A 21,223-nucleotide genomic window follows, 5' to 3' on the forward strand; every position below is an offset into this window, starting at 1 on the left:
ATGTTAATGGCCATTAGCCCTACTGGCCGGTATCATCGGCCACGGTACGAAGACGTCCCACCCGCTCGCGAGGAGTTGTTCTGTGAGTAGCGAGGCCTACATCTACGAGGCGATCCGCACGCCTCGCGGCAAGAACAAGGGCGGTGCCCTGCACGGCACCAAGCCGGTCGACCTGGTGGTCGGCCTGATCGAAGAGCTCAAGGTCCGCCACCCGAACCTCGACCCCGCGGTGATCGACGACGTCGTGCTCGGCGTCGTCTCCCCGGTCGGCGAGCAGGGCGCGGTCATCGCGCGCACCGCCGCACTGAACGCGGGTCTCCCGGACACCGTCGCGGGCGTGCAGCTCAACCGCTTCTGCGCCTCCGGCCTGGAGGCCACCAACACCGCCGCGCAGAAGGTCCGCTCCGGCTGGGACAACCTGATCATCGCCGGCGGCGTCGAGTCGATGTCGCGCGTGCCGATGGGCTCCGACGGCGGCGCGCTGTTCATGGACCCGGCCACCGCGTACGACAACTACATCGTCCCGCAGGGCACCGGTGCCGACCTGATCGCGACCATCGAGGGCTTCTCCCGCGAGGACGTCGACGCGTGGGCCGTGCGCTCGCAGGAGAAGGCCGAGGCGGCCTGGTCCGGCGGCTACTTCGCCAAGTCCGTCGTCCCGGTCAAGGACATCAACGGCGTGACTGTGCTGGACCACGACGAGCACCGCCGCCCCGGCTCGACCGTCGAGGGCCTCGGCAAGCTCAAGCCCGCCTTCGCCGGCATCGGCGAGCTGGGCGGCTTCGACGCCGTCGCGCTGCAGAAATATCACTCGGTCGAGAAGATCAACCACGTCCACACCGGCGGCAACTCCTCCGGCATCGTCGACGGCGCCGCGCTGGTGCTCGTCGGCTCCGAGCAGATCGGCAAGACCTTCGGGCTGACGCCGCGCGCCCGGATCGTGGCGACCGCGTCGATCGGCTCCGAGCCGACGATCATGCTGACCGGCCCGACTCCGGCCACCGAAAAGGTCTTGAAGACCGCGGGCCTCAAGCCTGAGGACATCGACCTGTGGGAGCTCAACGAGGCGTTCGCGTCCGTCGTGCTCAAGTGGATCAAGGACCTGCACCTCGACGAGGAGAAGGTCAACGTCAACGGCGGCGCGATCGCCATGGGTCACCCGCTCGGCGCCACCGGCGCGATGCTGGTCGGCACCGTGGTCGACGAGCTCGAACGCCGCCAGGCGCGCCGCGCACTGGTGACCCTGTGCATCGGCGGCGGCATGGGCGTCGCCACCATCATCGAGCGGGTGTGAGGACACTAATGGCTGAGAGCAAGACCATCCGCTGGGAGCAGGACGCCGACGGCATCGTCACCCTGACCCTCGACGACCCGAACCAGTCGGCGAACACGATGAACGCCGACTTCCGCGAGTCGCTCGGCGTCACCGTGGACCGCCTGGAGGCCGAGAAGGACTCCATCACCGGCGTCGTCATCACGTCCGCGAAGAAGACCTTCTTCGCCGGTGGCGACCTGAACGACCTCATCCAGGCCAAGCCGGAGAACGCGGTCGAGCTGACCGAGGGCAGCACCCTGATGAAGGGGCAGATGCGCCGCATCGAGCAGCTCGGCAAGCCGGTCGTCGCGGCGATCAACGGCGCCGCGCTCGGCGGTGGCCTCGAGATCGCGCTGGCGACGCACCACCGCATCGCCGCCGACGCCAAGGGCAGCCAGATCGGTCTGCCCGAGGTGACGCTGGGCCTGCTGCCCGGTGGCGGTGGCGTCGTGCGCACCGTCCGACTGCTGGGTATCCAGAGCGCGCTGCTGAACGTCCTGCTGCAGGGCCAGCGCCACCGCCCCCGCAAGGCGCTGGAGCTGGGCCTGGTGCACGAGGTCGTCGACACCGTCGAGGAGCTCGTCCCCGCCGCGAAGGCGTGGATCAAGGCCAACCCCGAAGGCGGCGTCCAGCCCTGGGACGTCAAGGGTTACAAGATCCCCGGCGGCACGCCGTCGAACCCGAGCTTCGCGGCCAACCTCCCGGCGTTCCCGGCGAACCTGCGCAAGCAGATCAAGGGCGCGAACATGCCGGCGCCGCGGGCGATCCTGGCCGCCGCGATCGAAGGCGCGCAGGTCGACTTCGACACCGCGATCCTGATCGAGACGCGCTATTTCATCCACCTCGCCACCGGCCAGGTCTCGAAGAACATGACGAAGGCGTTCTTCTTCGACCTGCAGACCATCAACTCGGGTGGTTCGCGGCCGGACGGTTTCGAGAAGTACACCGCTCGCAAGGTGGGTGTGCTGGGCGCGGGGATGATGGGTGCCGCGATCGCGTACGTGTCGGCGAAGGCCGGCATCGACGTCGTCCTCAAGGACGTCTCGCAGGAGGCGGCCGAAAAGGGCAAGGGCTACGCGGCCAAGCTCGAGCAGAAGGCCCTCTCGCGCGGCAAGACCACGCAGGAGAAGTCCGACGCGTTGCTGGCGAAGATCAAGCCGACCGGTGACCCGGCCGACTTCGCGGGCGTCGACTTCGTCATCGAGGCCGTGTTCGAGAGCGTCGAGCTGAAGCACAAGGTGTTCGGCGAGATCGAGAGCGTCGTCAACGCGGACGCGGTGCTGGGTTCCAACACCTCGACGCTGCCGATCACCACGCTCGCCGAGGGCGTGCAGCGGACCGAGGACTTCATCGGGATCCACTTCTTCTCGCCGGTGGACAAGATGCCGCTGGTCGAGATCATCTGCGGCGAGAAGACGTCGCCGGCGACGCTGGCGAAGGTCTTCGACTACACGCTGCAGATCAAGAAGACCCCGATCGTCGTCAACGACAGCCGCGGGTTCTTCACCTCGCGCGTGATCGGCACGTTCATCAACGAGGCCGTCGCCGCGCTGGGCGAGGGTGTCGAGCCGGCGTCGATCGAGCAGGCGGGTTCGCAGGCCGGCTACCCCGCGCCGCCGCTGCAGTTGATGGACGAGCTGACGCTGACCTTACCGCGTAAGATCCGCAAGGAGACGCGCGAGGCGATCGAGGCCGCGGGCGGCACGTGGAAGGCGCACGCGTCGGAAGGCGTCATCGACCGGATGGTCGACGAGTTCGACCGCAAGGGCCGCTCGACCGGCGCGGGCTTCTATTCCTATGGCGAGGACGGCAAGCGCACCGGGCTGTGGCCGGGCCTGCGCGACGCGTTCAAGTCGGGCTCGGCGGAGGTGCCGTTCGAGGACCTCAAGGAGCGGATGCTGTTCGCCGAGGCGCTCGAGACGGTCAAGTGCTTCGACGAGGGCGTGCTGACGTCGGTGGCGGACGCCAACATCGGCTCGATCTTCGGCATCGGCTTCCCGGCGTGGACCGGTGGTGTCATCCAGTACATCAACCAGTACGAGGGTGGCTTGCAGGGCTTCGTCGACCGGTCGCGTCAGTTGGCCGCCCGGTACGGCGACCACTTCGAGCCGCCGGCATCGCTCGTGGCGAAGGCCGCCAAGGGCGAGATCTACGAATAAGGGCTGAGCGTCGAAGGCCGTCACTTCGGTGGCGGCCTTCGTCGTGTCCGCCAGTTTGTCCGCTCCTGTTCGTCCGGAAGCCACCGAGTGCGGGTTAATCTCCGCCCATGCGCCGTCCCGTCACGGTGGCCCTCGCCGCCGCCCTGCTCGCCTCGACGTTGACAACGATGTCGGCCGCCGCCGGCCTCAGCCCGCCGACTTCGTCGATCCGCTGATCGGCTCCGCCGGGGACGGGAACACCTATCCCGGCGCCACCGCGCCCTTCGGGATGCTCTCGTGGAGCCCGACCAGCACCCGCGGCGACCAGACGTCGACCGGTGCCGCCAACGGCTACCAGTACGACGCCACTCGCGTCCGCGGGTTCGCGTTAACGCACGTTAACGGCGCTGGCTGCAACCCCGGCGCCGCAGGCGACGTGCCGATCCTGCCCTTCGCCGGCGACGTCACCTCCTCGCCGACCGCCGACACCACCGACGCGATCTACGCGAGCGACTTCAGCCACGCGGACGAGGCATCAACGCCAGGACGGTACCGTCTCGGCCTGGCCGACGCCGTCACGACCGACGTCGCGGCCACCGAACGGACCGCGATCGGCACCGTGCGGTACCCGACGGGCAAGCCGGCCAGTCTGCTCTTCCGCACCTCGAACTCCCTCAACGGCAGCGAGGACGCCGAGACCCACATCGACGCGGCGAACCGCGAGGTCACCGGCTCCGTCCTCACCGGTGCCTTCTGCGGCCGCCGGGCGAACGGCGGCGTCAACAACCGCAAGTCCTACTACCGCCTGTACTTCACCGCGCGGTTCGACCAGCCCGTCACCGGCACCGGGACGTGGAAGGACGCCACGCTGCAGCCCGGCGGCACTGACCAGGCCGGCGGCGAGGGCTACGCGACTGGCAAGGACCGCGCCGGCCGCGGTTCCGGTGGCTACGTCACCTTCGCGCCCGGCAGCAAGGTCACCATGCGGATCGCGATCTCCTACGTCTCCCTCGAAGGCGCCGAGCGCAATCTCCGGGCCGAGCAGTCCAAGGAGTCCACTGTGGACACGATCGCGGAGCAAACCCGGAAGGCCTGGAACGCCGAGCTGAACCGCATCGCCATCCAGGGTGGTACAGCGAGCCAGCGCATCGTCTTCACCACCGCGCTCTACCACAGCCTGCAGCAGCCCAACCTCGTCAGCGACGTCGACGGCCAGTACCTCGGGATGGACCGGAAGCCCCATCGCGTCGAACGGGGGCAGGACGCGCAGTACTCCAACTTCTCCGGCTGGGACCAGTACCGCGCGCAGATCCAGCTGCTCGCGCTGCTCGAACCCCGCGTCGCCGGGAACTTCGCGCAGTCGCTCTACAACTACGCGAAGCAGAACGACGGTGTCTGGGATCGCTGGGTGCACGTCAACGGCGCGACGCACGTCATGACCGGCGACCCGTCGGCGGCGACGCTCGCGACCTTCTACGCCATGGGCGTCCGCAACTTCGATTACCACGGCGCGTTCGACTCGCTGTACCAGCAGGCGACGGTCCCGCGGCCGGAAGGACTGCAGGACGGCGGCTGCCCGGGCCAGTGCGTCGGCCAACGGCCGAACCTTACGCAGTACGAGGCGTCCCACTACGCGCCGAACGACGTCTGCCACTGCTGGGGCGGGGCGGCCGAGACGCTCGAAGACTCCGTCGCGGACTCGGCACTCGGACATTGGGCGGACCAGCTCGGGCGCACGAGCGAAGCCGCGGAGCTGCGCGCCCGGGGGGCCTACTGGCTGAACGTATTCAACCCGGAGACCGGCTACGCGCAGGCCCGCAACGTCGACGGCAGCTGGGTGACGCCGTTCGACCCGGCGAGTGACCGCGGCTTCGCGCAGGGCAGCGCGGCCGCCTACACCTGGATGGTCCCGCAGGACGTCTCCGGGCTCGCCGACGCGATGGGCGGCAAGACGACCGCCGTCACCCGGCTCGACGGCTTCTTCCACGATGCCAACGGGAACTGGCTGCTCAAGGGCGGTGGACCGCTCAAGTACGACCCGACCAACGAGCCCGACATCCACGCGCCGTGGCTGTACGACGAGCTCGGGCAGCCGTGGAAGACGCAGGAAACCGTGCGGCAGCTGGTGAACTCCGTCTACACGACCGGGCCGTCCGGGCTGCCCGGCAACGACGACCTCGGCACGATGTCCGCCTGGTACGTCTTCGCCGCGCTCGGGATCTATCCGCGGACGCCCGGCTCGGGCGAGCTGTTGCTGTCGAGCCCGCTGTTCCCGGGTGCGGTGGTCCGGCCGGCGGGCGGCGCGCCGATCCGGATCACGACGTCGGGCGGCGGCAAGTACGTCCGGGACGTCCGCCGTGGCGGAAAGCCGCAGCGCGACTGGAAGGTCGACGCCTCTTTCCTGCGCGGCGGAAGCCTGGACTTCCGGCTGTCCGAGACGCCGACCAGCTGGGGGAGCTGACCGTCACCCGATCGGGCTGAATGCATCCAGCAACCGCGCCGCGGCAGGTACTGTCTCGATTTTCCTGCCACGGCACAAGGGAGTTCTGGAGAGGTGACAGCATCCGTTCATCAGACGATCTTCCTGATCGACGTCGAAGGATACGGTGCGAAGGAACGGACGAATGACGACCGACTCGCGCTGAAGAAAGGCTTGAGCCAGGCGCTGGACACCGCGTTCCGCGATGCCGGCGTGCGGTGGGACGGCTTGCGCCGGCAGGACAACGGTGACGGCTGGTTCGTCCTCGTTCCCGCCGACGCCGGCAAGTCGTTCCTGGTCGAGCGTTTCCCGCGCGTCCTCGCGGCGGCGATCCGCGATCACAACACGGCGAACCGGGAACAGGCGTGGATGCGGGTCCGGATGGCGCTGAGCGCTGGGGAAGTCGCCTCCAGCGAACACGGCGTGACGTCGCCGGCGATCATCACGGCGGCCCGCCTGCTCGACGCGCGAGCGCTGAAGAAAGCGCTTGCCAGGTCCGAGGGCGTACTGGTCGTCGGCACCTCCGCCTGGTTCCACGCCGAAGTGGTCCGGGCCAGTGCGGCCGCGGACGCCGACACCTACCGGCGGATCAAGGTCAAGGTGAAGGAAACCCGGGAGCGGGCCTGGATCGCGCGGCCGGACCACCCCTACCCGCCGAAGCGGGCACGGACCGCCGTGAACCCGCGAATTCCGTTGGTGGCCGGGTTCGCGGCGGTCGTGCTCCTCGCCGTCGCCTACCTGGTGTTTTGGCCCACGAGTCCGCCGGCCGCGCCCGGCGAGTCGATCGTGGGCGCGCCCCGCACCGCGGATCCCTGCGCGGTGACCTTCCCCGACGCACTCGGCGGCTACGGCGTGGTCGAGCAGTCGGACGACTACGGCAACTTCAACCGTTGCGACGCCCTGGTGTACCCGTCCGGGGACCGCGCGGACTACATCGACGTCAGCGTCGAGTTCGCCACCGGTGCCGCGGATCCCTTGCCGGTCCAGTGGGACGGCGGGTTCGGCCTTCAGCGGCCACCCGCCGAACCGGGCCACTGCACCAGGGTCCTGCTCCTGCCCGACGTCGGCACCCAGTTGGTCGTCGGCGCCGACGGCGACCCCGCGGGAACGCACGACTTCTGCGGGATGGCCGAAACGGCCGCCCTCCGCGCCCGGAAGGCCCTGGGCGACGACCAAGTGCCGCGGCGCCAGCTTCCCGCGGGTTCCTTGGCGGGCAAGGACGCCTGCGCGTTGCTGGACACCGCGGCGACGACCGAGGCGCTCGGGACCGGGCCGGTGGAGCGGATCCCCCAGTTCGCGAACTGGGCGTGCGACTGGAGCTACACCGACCGGCCCGGGCTGGTGAAGGTCCTCTTCGACCGGACCGCCACCGAGATCCGGCAGCCGGGGACACCGCTGCAGCTGGGAAAGTACACCGCCCGGGTACAACCGCAGGAGCGCGGCGACACCAGCTGCACCGTGACCATCGTCTACCAGAGCTACGTCGACACCCGGGGGCAGCGGACCAACGAGCTGGCGGTGGTCGACGTCGACAAGAGCGACGCGCGGCCGGAGGACCTGTGCGCCCCCGCGCGGAGCCTGGCGGCCGCGGTGGCGAAGCGGCTCTGAGTCACGGCTCCAGCGCGAGGTGCGGCAGGCGACGGTCCAGCCACCGCGGCAGCCACCACGCGCGTTCCCCGAGCAGCCGCATGATCGCCGGGACGAGCAGGCAGCGGATCACCAGCGCGTCCAGCAGCACCGCGACCGCCAGGCCGAGGCCGAACTGCGCCAGCATCCGGGACGGGTCGAGCAGGAACGCGCCGAACACCAGCACCATGATCGCGCCGGCCGCGGTGATCACGCCGCCGGTCGACGCGAGGCCTTCGCGCACCGCGAGCCGCGCGTCGCCGGTTCGCCGCCACTCCTCGTGCATGCGCGACACCAGGAACACCTCGTAGTCCATCGACAGCCCGAACACGATCGCGAAGATCATCACCGGCACGAACGCCTCGATCGGACCGGGCTGCGCGCCGAACCAGCCGTCGCCGAACACCAGCGTCATCACGCCGAGCGACGCGCCGATGCTCAGCAGGTTCAGCAGCGCCGCCTTGAGCGGGATGAGGATCGACCGGAAAACGACCATCAGCAGCAGCGCGGACAGCCCGACGACGACCAGCACGAACAGCGGCAGCCGGTCGGCGACGGCGTCGGCGAAGTCCGTCGCGGCCGCGACCGAGCCGCCGACCAGGTAGTGGCCGGGCAGGGCCGGCAGGACGTCGGTCCGCAGGCGCGTCACCAGTGCGGCCGTCGCCGCGTCCTGCGGTGACGTCGACGGGAAGACGAGAACGGTCGGGCCCGTCGGCGGCAGCACCCGCGCGATCCCCGGCGTCACGGCGAGCCGTTGCTGCAACGCGACGGGATCGCCGTCTTCGGTGACGACCGCGAGCGGCCCGGTGAAGCCCGGACCGAAGCCCTCGGCCAGCAGGTCGTACGCGTGGCGCGTCGTCGAGCCGGCCGGGTCGGTGCCCGCGTCGGCGAACCCGAGCCGCATCCCCGCGGCGGGGATGGAGAGTCCGACGAGGACGATCAAGCCGATGGCGAGCGGAGCCAGCGGGCGCCGCTGGACGCCATCGGCGAGCCGTCGCCACGCCTTGCCGTGGTCGCGCTCGGCGGCGTGCTTGCGGATGCCGCGTTCGAGCCGCTTGCCGAACAGCGACAGCAGTGCCGGCAGGAGCGTGACCGACGCGAGCATGGTCATCAGGACGGTGAGCGCGACGGCCAGTGCCACCCCGCGCAGCCCGCCGAGCCCGAGCGCGAGCAGGCCGAGCAACGCGATGATCACCGTCGTCCCCGCGAACAGCACCGAGCGGCCGGCGGTGTCGAGCGCCCGCCGGGCGGCCGCGTCGCGGTCGTACCCCGCCAGGATCTCGCTCCGGTAGCGGGAGAAGATCAGCAGCGCGTAGTCGACGCCGACGCCGAACCCGACCAGCATCATCAGCGGCGAGGTGTAGCTCGCGATGTCGACGTAGCGCGAGACGACCGTGATCACGCCCAGCGTGCTGCCCACGGCGAACACCGCGGTGATCACCGGCAACCCGGCCGCGAGCAGGGAACGGAACAGGAACACGAGGATGACCAGCGCGGCGAGCAGCCCGACGCCTTCCGCGGGCCCGCCGCCCTCCGCGATCCGCTCGAGGGGATCGCCGGCCAGAGCGACTTCGACCGGTCCGGCCTGCTTCGCGGTGTCGGCGAACTTCACGATGTCGTCGTACGGGAGGTCGGCCGAGGCCGCGTCGAAGGTGACGGTGGCGTAGCCGATCCGGCCGTCGGGTGACAGCGTCTCGAACGGCCCGGTCACCGACCGCACGTGCGGCTGCAATCGGACATTTCCCAGAGTGTTTTCGACCGCGGCGCGCTGGGTCGCAAGCCCGTTGTCCTCCTTGAAGACGATCTGCGCGGTCGCGCCGGACTGCGCGGTGTTCTTCAGGAGGTCGACGACCTGCTGTGCCTCGGTGCCGGGCAGCGAGTTGTCGTCGTGGAACGCGCTGCCGGTGAGACGGGAGGTGAACGTGACGCCGATGAGGACCAGTGCCCAGAGTGCGACGGCGAGCCACCGGTGGCGCTGCGCCCAGCCGGCCACGCGGGCCGGCCTTCCCCCAGCGGGGCGAGTGATGGTGTCCATGGGGGACAAGGATTCGCCGCGAGGGCCCTACTCCGCGTCGAGCGGCGGAGGACACTTGACGTGCTCCCGGCGGTGTCCCTTAGGGCACTTCCCGTACCCCTGCGGGAGTACGGCTAGGGGGTGAGCCACCTCGGCGTCACCGCGCCGGACTCGTAGGCGAGGACGACGAGCTGCGCGCGGTCGCGCATGCCGGTCTTCGTCATGATGCGGCTGACGTGCGTCTTCGCTGTCGCGGGGCTGAGCGTGAGCTCGCGCGCGATCTCGTCGTTCGACAGCCCGGCCGCGACCAGGGAAAGCACCTCGCGCTCGCGGTCGGTGAGCCGGTCGAGCGCCGGAGCCGGCGACGGGCGCGTGACGCGCGCGGCGAACTCCGAGATCAGCCGCCGGGTGATCGACGGCGCCAGCAGCGCGTCACCGCGGGCGACCACGCGCACGGCGTGGATCAGCTCTTCGGGCTCGGTGTCCTTGACCAGGAACCCGCTCGCGCCCGCGCGCAGGGCGCCGTAGACGTCCTCGTCGAGGTCGAACGTTGTAAGGATGACGACCTTACTGTGTACCGCGGGGTCTTCGAGCAGGTGCCGGGTGGCGGCGAGGCCGTCGAGCACCGGCATCCGGATGTCCATCAGCACGACGTCCGGGTGGTGGTCGTGCGCGGCCTGCAGGGCTTCGCGGCCGTCGGCGGCCTCCGCGACGACGTCGATGTCGTCCTCCCCGTCCAAAATGGACCGGAAACCGGCGCGGACCAGCCGCTGGTCGTCGACGAGCAGGACCCGGATCATCGGCTCATCATCGCACCGGCAGCCGCGCGCGCACCCGGAAGCCGCCGCCTTCGCGCGGGGCCGCGGTCAGCTCGCCGCCGAGCGCCCGCGCGCGTTCGGCCATGCCGCGGATCCCGGTGCCCGGCGGGGCGTCGCCGCCGCGCCCGTCGTCGTCGACCTGCACGGACAGCGCGTCGGCGCCGTAGCCGAGCCGGACGACGACGGTCTTCGCGCCGGCGTGCTTCGCGACGTTCGTCAGCGCTTCCTGCACCACGCGGAACGCGGCGTGCTCGACGTCCGGCGGCAGGTCCCGGGCGACGCCGTCGATCTCGGTGCGCACGGTCAGCCCGGAGGTACCGACGGATTCGGCCAGCTCTGCTACCCGCGACAGGCTCGGCTCGGTCTGGCGGAGCATGCCGAGCGTCGCGCGCAACTCCTGGAGTGCGGTCTTGCTGGCGTCCTTGATGGCGCCGAGGGCATCCTCGGCCTGCGCGGGATCACGGCGGTGCAGTGCGGCGCCGGCCTGGACGTTGATCAGCGCGAGGTGGTGGCCGAGGACATCGTGCAGTTCGCGAGCGATGCGCAGGCGTTCGTCGGTGGCGCGCGCCCGGGCTTCGGCCTCCTTGGTGCGTTCGGCCTCGGCGCGGTAGTGCGCGACCGCGCCGCCGGCGACGAGCGCGACGAACCAGCCGGTCATCAGGAAGAACGCGAAGTTGTCGACGTGCCGCCCGGTCCGCGAGCTGATCTCCCCGGCGGCGACGCCCGCCATCGCGGCGACGACGAGCAGCGCGGCCCCGCGGATCCGCCCGGCCGCGGCGGCGTTGTAGAGGGTGTAGGCGAAGGCCAGCAGGACGAGACCGTCGGGATCGGTGAGCGGGTAGTAGAGGGCGCAGCAAACGAGCGTTAACCCGGCGACACTCAGCGGGTACTGCCGGCGGAAGAAGACCGCGGCGCAGCCGAGGACGGTCAGGACCCAGCCGAGCGCGGCGTGGTGGGCGGGCTTCGCGCCGTCGTTCAGGACGGCGAACAGCGAACCGGCGAGCACCGCGACGGTGATCGCGGACTCGGGTAGGTAACGCCGCATGCGTCCGAGTTTAACGGCGTAACAAACGGTTCCGGGCGAGCGATTACGCGGCATTGGTTCGTGATGCCAAGGGAGTTTTCGTGAACAAGAAACTGGGGTGGATCCTGGCCGCGGGCCTGCTGGTCGCGGGCTGTGGCGCCGGTGCTCCGCAGGTCAAGGACTCGGGCAGCGTCGGTGTTCTCGACGCCCCGACGTCGACGTATTCGACGCCGGCGTATTCGCTCCGGTCACGACGGAAACGCCAGTCACCACGACTTCCGAAGCGCCGGTCGCCACCACGGAGCAGGCTGTCGCCCCGCCGCCGAAGACGACCGCCGCCAAGCCCAAGGCAGCACCGAAAACCACCGCGCACGCCGCGCCGAAACCGGCCGAATGCGGCGCGGACTACTACGTGAACTCGAGCGGCAACTGCGTCCACCGGCCCAGCGACAACCCGTCCGGCGCGACGGCGCTCTGCAAGGATGGCACGTACAGCTACAGCCAGCACCGCTCCGGCACCTGCTCCGGCCACGGAGGCGTGCGCACCTGGTTGTGACGAGAACACCAATCGAGCGGAAAACGCCCGGGGCGTGGGTACAGTGCGTGAAGTTGCATGATGCGTACTAATTACCCACCGGGGGTGTGCTGGTGTCCCATCCCGGACGGTCCGGCCGGGCGATCGTCGTGGTGCTCGCCTCGTGCGGGCTGGTCGCGTCGTTCATGCAGACGCTGGTCGTGCCGCTCATCCCGGTGTTCCCGCGGCTGCTGAACGCCTCGGCGGCCGACGCGTCGTGGGTCATCACCGTGACGCTGCTGGCGGCGGCCGTCATCACCCCGGTCAGCGGGCGGCTCGGCGACCTCTACGGCAAGCGGCGGATGATCCTCGTCAGCCTCGCGCTGCTCATCGCCGGTTCGGTCGTCTCGGCGACGACGAGCGCGCTCGCGTTCCAGATCCTCGGCCGCGGGCTGCAGGGCTGCGCGATGGGCGTCATCCCGCTCGGCATCAGCATCATGCGCGACGAGCTCCCGCCCGAACGCGTCGGTGGCGCGATCTCGCTGATGAGCGCGACGCTCGGGGTGGGCGGCGCGATCGGGCTGCCGGTAGCGGCCGTCGTCGCCGAGAACGCCGACTGGCACGTGCTCTTCTGGATGGCCGGCGCGCTCGGGCTCTTCTTCGCGTTGCTGATCCTCAAGTTCGTGCCGGAGTCGCCGCTGCGCACGCCCGCGCGGTTCGACTTCTTCGGCGCGTTCGGGCTGGCCGCCGGCCTGGTCTGCCTGCTGCTGCCGGTGGTCAAGGGGGCCACGTGGGGCTGGACCAGCACGCCGACGCTGGGGTTCGCGGCGGCGGCCGTCGTCATTCTGGCCGGCTGGGGCACCTACCAGCTGCGGCGCCGCGACCCGCTGGTCGACCTGCGCGTCTCCGCCCGGCGGCCGGTGCTGTTCACGAACCTGGCGTCGATCATGGTCGGGTTCTCGATGTACGCCATGGCGCTGTCGTTTCCGCAGCTGCTGCAGGCGTCGGCGTCGACCGGGTACGGGCTGGGCCAGACGATGGTGGAGTCCGGGCTGTCCCTCGCACCGAACGGCCTGGTGATGATGGTGCTCTCGCCGGTGTCGGCGCGGCTCATCAACCGCTTCGGCCCGCGCCCGACGCTGATGAGCGGCGCGCTGGTGATCGCCGTCGGGTACCTGTTCGCGATCGTGCTGATGGACAACGCGGCCGAGGTGATCACGGCGTCGGTGATCATCGGTGCCGGCGTCGGGATCGCGTACGCGGCGATGCCGGCGTCGATCATGGGCTCGGTGCCGGTCACCGAAACGGCGTCCGCGAACGGCCTGAATTCCCTGATGCGCTCGGTCGGCACGGCGATTTCGAGCGCGGTGATGGCGGCGATGCTGGCCCAGCTGACGATCACCGTCGGCGGCCTGAGCGTGCCGTCGCTGTTCGGCTTCCGGGCGACGTTCGCCGTGGCGGCGTTCGCGGCGCTGGCGGGCGTGCTGCTGGCCGGGCTGGTGCCGAAGACGCGGGTGGCGCCGGAGCTGGTCGGCGTCGCTTAGTTCTTGCGGGCCACCAGGGCCAGACCGCCGCATTCGGCCGGGTTCGCCGGGACGTCCGCCGGGTCGTCCGGCCGCCACTGCGGGATGAAGACGACGCCCGGGTCGAGGAGCTCGAAGCCGTCCACGAGTGCGCGCAGCTCGTCGGCCGTGCGGGGCGTCACCGGGTTCGCGCTCTTCTGGTACATCGCGACGGCGCGGGCGGTGCCGTCGCTCTGCTGCTCCGGGGTCGCCGACGACATCGCCAGGTAGCTGCCGGGCGCCAGCGCGTCGCGGTAGGCGCCGATCAGCCGGGCGGGGTCGCGCTCGTCCGGGATGAAGTGCACGAACAGCGCCATCACGACCATCACCGGCTGGTCGAGGTCGAGCATCATCTCGGTGGTCTCGTGCTCGAGGACGTCGTCCGGGAATTCGGCGTCGGCGTGCACCATCACCGCGTTCTCGTTGTCCTCGAGCACGATCTCGCTGTGCGCGACGGCGACCGGCTCGTTGTCGACGTAGACGACGCGCGCGGTCGGGTCGATCGCGTGCGCGACCTCGTGGACGTGCCCGACGGTCGGCATGCCCGAGCCGATGTCGAGGAACTGCCGGATGCCCTGGTCCATCCCGAACCGGATGGCCCGGCGCAGCCACTGCCGGTTCAGCTGCGCGCGCTCCCGCGCGTTCGGCTGCGCGGCCAGCACCTGATCGGCGAACATCCGGTCGACGGCGTAGTTGAGCCGGCCGCCGAGGATGTAGTCGTACACGCGCGCGGGGTTCGGCTTGTCGAGGTCGATGCCGCGCCGCGCGTACTCGTCTTCACTCATGGCCGCTCCAAGATCCGGTGTGACGGCGAGAATAGCCGACGTGAGACATCCTCAGTTCTTGCGCGCCACCAGGGCGAGCTGGCTCGCCAGCTCCGGGTGCTCACCGACGTCGGCGGGGTCGTCGGGCCGCCACTCCGGCGTGAACACGATCCCCGGCGCCACGAGCTCGAAGCCGTCGAGCAACGCCCGCAGCTCGTCCTTCGAGCGGGCCACCACGTTCGTACCGCTCTTCTGGTACATCTCCGCCGCGCGCCGGACCTCTTCGCCCTGGCCCTCGAACGTGCCCGACGACAGCGCCAGGTAGCTGCCCGGCGCGAGTGCGTCGCGGTAAGCGGCGATCAGCCCGGCCGGGTCGCGCTCGTCCGGGACGAAGTGCACGAACGCGGCCATGATCAGCATGACCGGCTGGTCGAAGTCCAGCAGCATCTCGGTGGTCTCGTGCTCGAGGACGTCGTCCGGGACCTCGGCGTCCGCCTGCACCATCTCGGCGTTCTCGTTGTCCTTCAGCACGATCTCGCTGTGTGCGACGGCGACCGGCTCGTTGTCCACGTACACCACGCGCGACGCGGGGTCGATCGCCTGGACGACCTCGTGCACGTGCCCGACGGTCGGCATGCCCGAGCCGATGTCCAGGAACTGGCGGATGCCCTGCTCGGCGCCGAAGCGGACGGCCCGGCGCAGCCAGCGCCGGTTCATCAGGGCCAGCTCCTTGGACTCCGGCCGCACCGCCAGGATCTGCTCGGCGAACATCCGGTCGATGGCGTAGTTGAGCTTGCCGCCGATCAGGTAGTCGTACACGCGCGCCGCGTTCGGCTTGTCGAAGTCGATTCCGCGCTGGGTGTGGTCGTCGGTCATCGGCGCTAGTCCTTGCGGGCTACCAGGGCGAGCCCGCCCGACTGCTCCGGCGGGTCCTCGAGCGGCCCGTCCGGTCGCCACTCGGGCGTGAACACGACGCCGGGCGGCAGGATCTCGAAGCCTTTCACCAGCGCCCGCAGCTGGTCGGGGGAACGCAGGGTCAGGGGCGTGCCGCTCTTCTCGTACAGCGACACCGAACGCTGCGACTCCTCGCCCTGCCCCTCCCACGTGCCCGACGACAGCGCGAGGTAGCTGCCCGGCGCGAGGACGTCGCGGTAGGCGGCGATCAGGCCGGCCGGGTCGCGCTCGTCCGGGATGAAGTGCACGCACGCCGCCATGATGACCAGCACCGGCCGGCTGAAGTCGAGCATCGCCTCGGTGGTCGGGTGCTCCAGCACCTCGTCCGGGTACTCGGCGTCGGCCTGGACCATCGCCGCGTTGTCGTTGCCTTCCAGCACGATCTCGCTGTGCGCGACCGCGATCGGCTCGTTGTCGACGTACACGACCTGCGACGTCGGGTCGATCGCCTGGACGACCTCGTGCACGTGCCCGACCGTCGGCATCCCCGAGCCGATGTCGAGGAACTGCCGGATGCCCTGCTCCGCCGCGAACCGCGCCGCGCGGCGCAGCCACGCCCGGTTGACCAGCGCCATGTGCCGCGCGTTCGGGAGCACGCCCAGGATCCGGTCGGCGAACATCCGGTCGACGGCGTAGTTCAGCTCGCCGCCGATCATGTAGTCGTACACGCGCGCCGCGTTCGGTCTTTCGAGGTCGATGCCCCGCTTCGCGTGTTCGTCTTCGCTCATCCGCCGCTCCCGGGGCTCAGGTGTGACGGCGAGGATAGCGGGGTCAGAGCAGCGGCGGCACCGCCGCGTCGATGAGGTGCGGTCCCGGTTCCGCGAAGGCGCGCTGCAGTTGCTCGGCGAGCTCTTCGGCGGTCGTCGCGCGCGTCGCCGGCACGCCCATGCCCTCGGCGATCTTCACGAAGTCCATGTCCGGCCGCGACAGGTCGAGCAGGTCGTTCGCCTTCGGGCCGCCCGACGCCGCGCCGACGCGCTGCAGCTCCATCCGCAGGATCGCGTACGCGCGGTTGTTGAGCAGCACCGTCGTGACGTTCAGGTTCTCCCGCGCCTGCGTCCACAGCGCGGAGATCGTGTAGAGCGCGCTGCCGTCCGATTGCAGGTTCAGGACGGGACGGTCCCGTCCCGCCACCGCCGCGCCGGTGGCCACCGGCATGCCGTAACCGATCGCGCCGCCGGTGAGCGTCAGCACGTCGTGCCGCGGCGCGCCCGCCGTCGCCGTCGGGAGCAGCAGACCGGACGTGTTGGCCTCGTCGGCGATGATCGCGTTCTCCGGCAGCAGCGCGCCGATGACGTCGACCCAGTTCTGCGGGGTCAGCGGACCGCTGGGCAGCGCGGGCCGGTACGCCGGCGCCAGCACGGGTTCGGTGTCCGCGGCGACGAGGGCGGCGACCTCGTTCAGCGCGCGCGTGACGTCCTGGCCGACTGCGGCGAGGTTGTGCACCTGGGCGCCGTCGGGCACCAGGTCGCTCGGCTTGCCCGGGTAGGCGAAGAACGACACGGGCGCCTTCGTGCCCGCGACGACGAGGTGCTTGACCCCGTCGAGCTGGTAGGTGACCTGCTCGGCGAGGTAGCCGAGCCGTTCGATCGTCGGCAGCCCGGCGCCACGCTCGAGACGGGACGGAAACGTCTCGACGAAAACCTTCGCGCCGGTCGCGGCGCCGATCCGGCTCGCCGCGCGCAGTCCTTCTTCGCGGCACGCGGCCCCGCCGATGAGCAGCGCCACCGATTCGCCGGTGCCGAACACCGCGGCGACGTCCTTGACCGTGGTCGCGTCGACGGCCTGCGGCACGCGCGGCGGGACCGGTGCGCACGTCTCGCCGCCTTCGCCCCACGAAGCGTCGGCAGGCAGGATCAGCGTCGCGACGCGGCCGGGCGCGTCCTGCGACGCGGCGACCGCGGCGGCGGCGTCCGCTCCGACGTCCTTGGTGTGCTCCGAGCGGCGCACCCAGCCTTCCAGCGAGCCCGCGACGGCCTCGATGTCCGACTCCAGCGGCGCGTCGTACTGCTTGTGGTAGGTCGCGTGGTCGCCGACGACGTTGACGATCGGCGTGTGCGCGCGCCGCGCGTTGTGCAGGTTCGCCAGGCCGTTGCCGAGGCCCGGGCCGAGGTGCAGCAGCGTCGCGGCGGGCTTGTCCGCGATGCGCGCGTACCCGTCGGCGGCGCCGGTGACGACGCCTTCGAACAGCGCGAGCACGCCCCGCATCTCGGGCACGGTGTCGAGCGCCGCGACGAAGTGCATCTCCGACGTGCCGGGGTTGGCGAAGCACACCTCGACACCGGCGTCGACCAGCGTGCGGATCAGGGACTGGGCGCCGTTCAGCTCGCTCATGCGGTTCCTTCGGGGAAGAGAACGCCGGGGTTGAGGATCCCGGCGGGGTCGAAGCTCTGCTTGATCCGGCGCATCAGCTCGATCTTCGCCGGGTCTTCGAGTGCCTGGTGGTAGCCCACCTTGGTGCGGCCGAGGCCGTGTTCGCCGGAGATCGCGCCGCCCAGCTCCATGGCGTACGCGAAGATGTCGGTCAGCAGCTGCTTGCGCTTGCCGGCGTCCTTGCAGAAGATCCCGAAGTGGACGTTGCCGTCGCCGGCGTGTCCGCAGCCGAGCGCGCCGCCGCCCGCGGCCATCGCGAGCTTGCGCGCCTCGGCGATGAACTCCGGCATCGCGGTCCGCGGCACGACGACGTCGATGATGTCGTCGGCGCCGGCCGCCTTCGCCGTCCAGAAGGCCTTCTCGCGCGCTTCGATCAGCTTGCGCGCGGCGGGCCCTTCGAGGACGTAGACGTCGGTCGCGCCGAGTTCGCCGAGCAGCTCGCCGACCGTCTCGACGTCCTCGTGCAGCCGTCCGCTCTCGCGGTTCTCCAGCGCGACGACGAGGTAGGCCTCGCTGGTCTCGCGGATCTTGTCCGGGACGCCGAGCTCGAGCTTCTCGTTGTAGACGATGGCGGCCATCGTCAGGTTGTCGATGTACTCGAGGATGTGCGGCGCGAGCCCGCTGGAGAGGATCGCGGGCACGGCGGCCATCACCTGGGCGAGGTCGCCGAACGGGGCGAGCACCGTGGCGCCGTGGGACAGCCGCGGGTGCAGCTTGACGGTGATCTCGGTGGCCAGCGCGAGGGTGCCTTCGGAGCCGATGATCAGCTGCGTGAGGTCGTAGCCGGTGGAGATCTTCGCCGTCTTGCCGCCGGTGCGGAGGATTTCGCCGGTCGGCAGGACGGCCTGCAGGCCGAGCACGTTGTTGCGGGTGACGCCGTACTTGACGGCCCGCATCCCGCCGGCGTTGGTCCCGACGTTCCCGCCGACGCTCGCGCTCAGCTCACCGGGGTAGACGGTGTAGCTGAGCCCGGCCTCGGCGGTCTTGGCGTCGAGCTCGGCGAGCGTGACGCCCGGCTGCACGACCGCGACGTGGTTCCCGGTGTCGACTTCCAGGACCTGGTTCATCCGCTCGAAAGAGATGAGCAGCCCGTCCTCGCACGGCTGCGCGGCACCGGAGAGTCCACTTCCGGAGCCGCGCGCTGTCACGGGCACGTTGTGTTCTGTCGCGGCCTTCAGCAGCTCCGCGACTTCTTCCGCGGTTGCCGGCTTCGCCACGTACGCAGGCTTCTGCGGCTCCGCGGTCAACGCTTCGTCGTGCGCGTAGTCCTCGGAGATCGCCTCGCCGGTCAGCAGGTTCTTGTCTCCGACGATCTCGGCCAGCTGTGCTGCCACGTCGCCCATCGACAGTCTCTCCTCCGCGCCGTTGCTGTGGTTACCGCAGCGTAGTACGTACCGCCGGTACGCCGCTATGAAGAATTTTCACATTAGCGGTTCACGTCGTCTCGAAGGTGGCCATCATGCCCATGTCCTCGTGCTCCGCGTTGTGGCAGGGGAACATGTACCGCCCCGGTAGCCGTCGGCGACGTAGCCGTCGGACTCCGTGGCCGCGCGCTCTGCGTGCCGGCGAGGTCGATCTCTGCTTCACCGCACCCTGAGCCTGGTCCGGTGCGAGGGTGCTTACGTTTCCGTTGCCGCGCAACGACTGTCCGACTTCGCGGCTGACTGGTTCAGCCGGCTGCAGGACGGCCTTCGTGCTCAGTGATCAGGCAATTACGGACTTGGATTTAGTTCAGGCTAAATCTCTGGTGGGTGACTCTCCGCCGGGCGAAGCTTCCCGGCATGACATCGACGTACACCTTCGACGGCGGCGTTTCCGTGCGGCGGCTGGGGTTCGGCGCCATGCGGCTCACCGAGTGGGACCACGTCCCCGACGGTGCCGCCGCGGTCGCGCGCCGGGCGGCCGAGCTCGGCGTCACGTTCTTCGACACCGCCGACGCCTACGACCTGGGACTGAACGAGGAACTGCTCGCCGACGCACTGCACCCGTACCGAGGGCTGTTCATCGCGACGAAGTGCGGGCACGCGCGCCCGGGCCGGGGTGAATGGGTGCCGCTCGGCCGGCCCGAGTACCTGCGGCAGCAGGCGGAACTCTCGTTGCGGCGCCTGCGTGTCGAGCGCCTCGACCTGCTGCAGCTGCACCGGCTCGACCCGCAGGTCCCGCTCGCCGACCAGGTCGGCGCGCTCGCCCGGCTGCGCGAGGAGGGCAAGGTCGCTCGGATCGGGTTGTCCGAGGTCAGCGTCGCGCAGCTCGCGGAAGCGCGAGCCGTCGCACCCATCGCGAGCGTGCAGAACCGGTACAACCTGACCGACCGCGCTTCCGACGACGTCCTCGACTACTGCGAGGCCGAAGGGATCGCGTTCGTGCCGTGGCTGCCGATCGCACGCGGTGACCACGCGACGGCGGGTGGGGTGCTCGGAAAGGTCGCGGCCGGTCTCGGCGCGACACCCGCCCAGGTGTCCCTCGCCTGGTTGCTGCGCCGGTCGCCGGTGGTGCTCCCGATTCCCGGGACGTCGTCGATCGCGCATCTCGAGGAAAACTGCGGCGCGGCCGGAGTGACGATTTCCGACGACGATTTCGCGCGACTGGGCGAACTGGGGTGAAACGGCCTGGCCGCGGTTTCCCGCGGCCAGGCTCCGGTGTTTCGTGCGGCTCAGACGAGCCGGCCGAGAATGTGCGCCAGGTGCGCCAGCGTGCCGGTGATGATGTCGTGGCAGTAGTGGGCGTGCTGGACGAACATCTGCATGGAATGGCTCCTTGATGAATGAAACGTGATTTCCCTGGAGTGCTCCCGTGGGGAGCGAAAGCAGGTTTTCACCGTGCTGGCGAGCTGTCAAAGAGCCATTCTCGGGTGACTCGGGCGCCGCGGAATCTTCCCATGCTAAACACGTAATCCCTTCGTGTTCGACGCCGGGGTGCCCTGTCCGGCGGTCCACCACTATGGGTAACGATCGAGGGGAATCTCACTGTCGGTAATTTCCCCCTTGATCCGGCATCCTGGGCACTCCGGTAGCTCGATCCGGTGATCACCGGCCACGAAAGGTGAACTCGTGATGATCACTCTTTCGGGTGGCCGCGCGCAGATGAAAGGGGACGCCGGGTGCGGTGACTGCACCCGGCGTCCCCTTGCCGGGTAAGGGATTCAGGCTCGGGCGAAGGAGAGCGTCTCGCCCTCGACTCCCCGCAGCCACAGGTCCTGCGCGGCCGCCGCCATCTCGGCGAGGCCCTCCTCGATCGTGGCGAACACGTTGCCGGGCACCCAGCCCGCGTCGCCGTTGATCAGCAGGTTGTTGCGCCCGTAGAAGATCGCGAGGTCGGTCGCGCCCTGGTCGCCGTGCGCCTCGCTGTCCTCTTCGTAGCCGTACGCGGGGTTGCCGATCTCCCAGGCTTCGAAACCGAAGTACACGACGTCGCCGGGGATCGGCGTGATCGTCGGGTTCTCCCGTCCGGGCTTGGGCGCCGCGAAGGGCGGCACGAGCGTGTAGACCTCGTTGCGTGCGTACTTCGCGTGGTAGGCCGAACCGCTCTGCGGCAACGCGTCCCACACCGCTTTGCAGGTGCGCGGCGCCTCGTTGTCGAGCAGCCGGGCCCGGCAGGAGACCCCGCGCTTGTCGAGGGTGATCGTGATGTAGCGGGCCATGC

At 70.1% G+C, this 21,223-nt stretch carries 16 protein-coding genes and 1 pseudogene; 7 read left to right on the forward strand and 10 right to left on the reverse strand.

The genetic code is table 11. The features are described 5' to 3' along the window. Window positions 1–82: 82 nt before the first annotated feature. The 4 genes from AB0N03_RS00440 to AB0N03_RS00455 all read left to right on the forward strand — a co-directional run bounded on the left by AB0N03_RS00440 (window position 83) and on the right by AB0N03_RS00455 (window position 7,540). Window positions 83–1,294, forward strand: a complete 1,212-nt coding sequence (locus AB0N03_RS00440; RefSeq protein ID WP_364363053.1) for an acetyl-CoA C-acetyltransferase — start codon at window positions 83–85, stop codon at window positions 1,292–1,294. Between the two features lie 8 nt (window positions 1,295–1,302). Then, on the forward strand, window positions 1,303–3,474 hold the full coding sequence (locus AB0N03_RS00445) for a 3-hydroxyacyl-CoA dehydrogenase NAD-binding domain-containing protein (RefSeq protein ID WP_364363055.1): 2,172 nt from the start codon (window positions 1,303–1,305) through the stop codon (window positions 3,472–3,474). 214 nt (window positions 3,475–3,688) lie between these two features. Then, window positions 3,689–5,914: a GH92 family glycosyl hydrolase gene (locus AB0N03_RS00450; protein WP_364364221.1), complete on the forward strand. Its 2,226-nt coding sequence runs from the start codon at window positions 3,689–3,691 to the stop codon at window positions 5,912–5,914. 93 nt (window positions 5,915–6,007) lie between these two features. After that, window positions 6,008–7,540, forward strand: a complete 1,533-nt coding sequence (locus AB0N03_RS00455) for a hypothetical protein (protein WP_364363057.1) — start codon at window positions 6,008–6,010, stop codon at window positions 7,538–7,540. Between the two features lies 1 nt (window position 7,541). Here the strand turns inward: AB0N03_RS00455 and AB0N03_RS00460 are convergent, their stop codons facing one another. From AB0N03_RS00460 to AB0N03_RS00470, 3 genes are all read right to left on the reverse strand, one after another. Beyond that, window positions 7,542–9,593 (reverse strand): MMPL family transporter, encoded by a 2,052-nt coding sequence (locus AB0N03_RS00460; protein WP_364363058.1) that lies wholly within the window; start codon window positions 9,591–9,593, stop codon window positions 7,542–7,544. 113 nt (window positions 9,594–9,706) lie between these two features. After that, a complete protein-coding gene (locus AB0N03_RS00465) occupies window positions 9,707–10,372 on the reverse strand; it encodes a response regulator transcription factor (RefSeq protein WP_364363060.1) in 666 nt (221 codons plus the stop codon). A gap of 7 nt (window positions 10,373–10,379) precedes the next feature. After that, complete coding sequence (locus AB0N03_RS00470; RefSeq protein ID WP_364363062.1) at window positions 10,380–11,435, reverse strand: sensor histidine kinase; 1,056 nt, start codon at window positions 11,433–11,435, stop codon at window positions 10,380–10,382. An 80-nt stretch (window positions 11,436–11,515) separates the two neighbouring features. Here AB0N03_RS00470 and AB0N03_RS00475 point away from each other — a divergent pair. Together AB0N03_RS00475 and AB0N03_RS00480 are read left to right on the forward strand one after the other, a co-directional pair. Beyond that, window positions 11,516–11,970: pseudogene (locus AB0N03_RS00475) on the forward strand (DUF3761 domain-containing protein). Window positions 11,971–12,056: 86 nt separating this feature from the next. Continuing rightward, window positions 12,057–13,472: an MFS transporter gene (locus AB0N03_RS00480; RefSeq protein WP_364363064.1), complete on the forward strand. Its 1,416-nt coding sequence runs from the start codon at window positions 12,057–12,059 to the stop codon at window positions 13,470–13,472. On the opposite strand, the gene AB0N03_RS00485 is transcribed toward AB0N03_RS00480, so the two are convergent. From AB0N03_RS00485 to AB0N03_RS00510, 6 genes are all read right to left on the reverse strand, one after another. Further along, window positions 13,469–14,275: an SAM-dependent methyltransferase gene (locus tag AB0N03_RS00485; protein WP_364363066.1), complete on the reverse strand. Its 807-nt coding sequence runs from the start codon at window positions 14,273–14,275 to the stop codon at window positions 13,469–13,471. The genes AB0N03_RS00480 and AB0N03_RS00485 overlap by 4 nt on opposite strands. Before the next feature lie 51 nt (window positions 14,276–14,326). Next, window positions 14,327–15,130, reverse strand: a complete 804-nt coding sequence (locus AB0N03_RS00490; RefSeq protein WP_364363068.1) for an SAM-dependent methyltransferase — start codon at window positions 15,128–15,130, stop codon at window positions 14,327–14,329. A 5-nt stretch (window positions 15,131–15,135) separates the two neighbouring features. Further along, a complete protein-coding gene (locus AB0N03_RS00495; RefSeq protein ID WP_364363070.1) occupies window positions 15,136–15,936 on the reverse strand; it encodes an SAM-dependent methyltransferase in 801 nt (266 codons plus the stop codon). A 43-nt stretch (window positions 15,937–15,979) separates the two neighbouring features. Next, the gene (locus AB0N03_RS00500; protein WP_364363072.1) at window positions 15,980–17,542 is read right to left on the reverse strand and encodes an acetolactate synthase large subunit; all 1,563 of its coding nucleotides are present in this window, start codon (window positions 17,540–17,542) and stop codon (window positions 15,980–15,982) included. Further along, entirely contained in the window at window positions 17,539–18,924 is a 1,386-nt protein-coding gene (locus tag AB0N03_RS00505; RefSeq protein WP_364363074.1) for an FAD-binding oxidoreductase, read from the reverse strand. Before AB0N03_RS00505 ends, AB0N03_RS00500 begins: the two co-directional genes overlap by 4 nt. Before the next feature lie 91 nt (window positions 18,925–19,015). Continuing rightward, window positions 19,016–19,168, reverse strand: a complete 153-nt coding sequence (locus AB0N03_RS00510; RefSeq protein WP_364363077.1) for a multicopper oxidase domain-containing protein — start codon at window positions 19,166–19,168, stop codon at window positions 19,016–19,018. 194 nt (window positions 19,169–19,362) lie between these two features. On the opposite strand from AB0N03_RS00510, the gene AB0N03_RS00515 reads away from it, so the two are divergent. Continuing rightward, the gene (locus AB0N03_RS00515; protein ID WP_364363080.1) at window positions 19,363–20,184 is read left to right on the forward strand and encodes an aldo/keto reductase; all 822 of its coding nucleotides are present in this window, start codon (window positions 19,363–19,365) and stop codon (window positions 20,182–20,184) included. A gap of 539 nt (window positions 20,185–20,723) precedes the next feature. Here AB0N03_RS00515 and AB0N03_RS00520 read toward each other — a convergent pair. Next, entirely contained in the window at window positions 20,724–21,221 is a 498-nt protein-coding gene (locus AB0N03_RS00520) for a DUF3830 family protein (protein WP_364363083.1), read from the reverse strand. Between the last annotated feature and the right edge of the window lie 2 nt (window positions 21,222–21,223).

The organism is Amycolatopsis sp. NPDC051061 (assembly GCF_040682935.1).
GTDB lineage: Bacteria > Actinomycetota > Actinomycetes > Mycobacteriales > Pseudonocardiaceae > Amycolatopsis.

Coding starts and splice junctions, on each gene's coding strand:
- AB0N03_RS00445 (WP_364363055.1), top strand. CDS start 1,303: ATGGCTGAGAGCAAGACCATCCGCTGGGAGCAGGACGCCGACGGCATC.
- AB0N03_RS00460 (WP_364363058.1), bottom strand. CDS start 9,593: ATGGACACCATCACTCGCCCCGCTGGGGGAAGGCCGGCCCGCGTGGCC.
- AB0N03_RS00465 (WP_364363060.1), bottom strand. CDS start 10,372: ATGATCCGGGTCCTGCTCGTCGACGACCAGCGGCTGGTCCGCGCCGGT.
- AB0N03_RS00470 (WP_364363062.1), bottom strand. CDS start 11,435: ATGCGGCGTTACCTACCCGAGTCCGCGATCACCGTCGCGGTGCTCGCC.
- AB0N03_RS00485 (WP_364363066.1), bottom strand. CDS start 14,275: ATGAGTGAAGACGAGTACGCGCGGCGCGGCATCGACCTCGACAAGCCG.
- AB0N03_RS00490 (WP_364363068.1), bottom strand. CDS start 15,130: ATGACCGACGACCACACCCAGCGCGGAATCGACTTCGACAAGCCGAAC.
- AB0N03_RS00495 (WP_364363070.1), bottom strand. CDS start 15,936: ATGAGCGAAGACGAACACGCGAAGCGGGGCATCGACCTCGAAAGACCG.
- AB0N03_RS00500 (WP_364363072.1), bottom strand. CDS start 17,542: ATGAGCGAGCTGAACGGCGCCCAGTCCCTGATCCGCACGCTGGTCGAC.
- AB0N03_RS00505 (WP_364363074.1), bottom strand. CDS start 18,924: ATGGGCGACGTGGCAGCACAGCTGGCCGAGATCGTCGGAGACAAGAAC.
- AB0N03_RS00515 (WP_364363080.1), top strand. CDS start 19,363: ATGACATCGACGTACACCTTCGACGGCGGCGTTTCCGTGCGGCGGCTG.
- AB0N03_RS00520 (WP_364363083.1), bottom strand. CDS start 21,221: ATGGCCCGCTACATCACGATCACCCTCGACAAGCGCGGGGTCTCCTGC.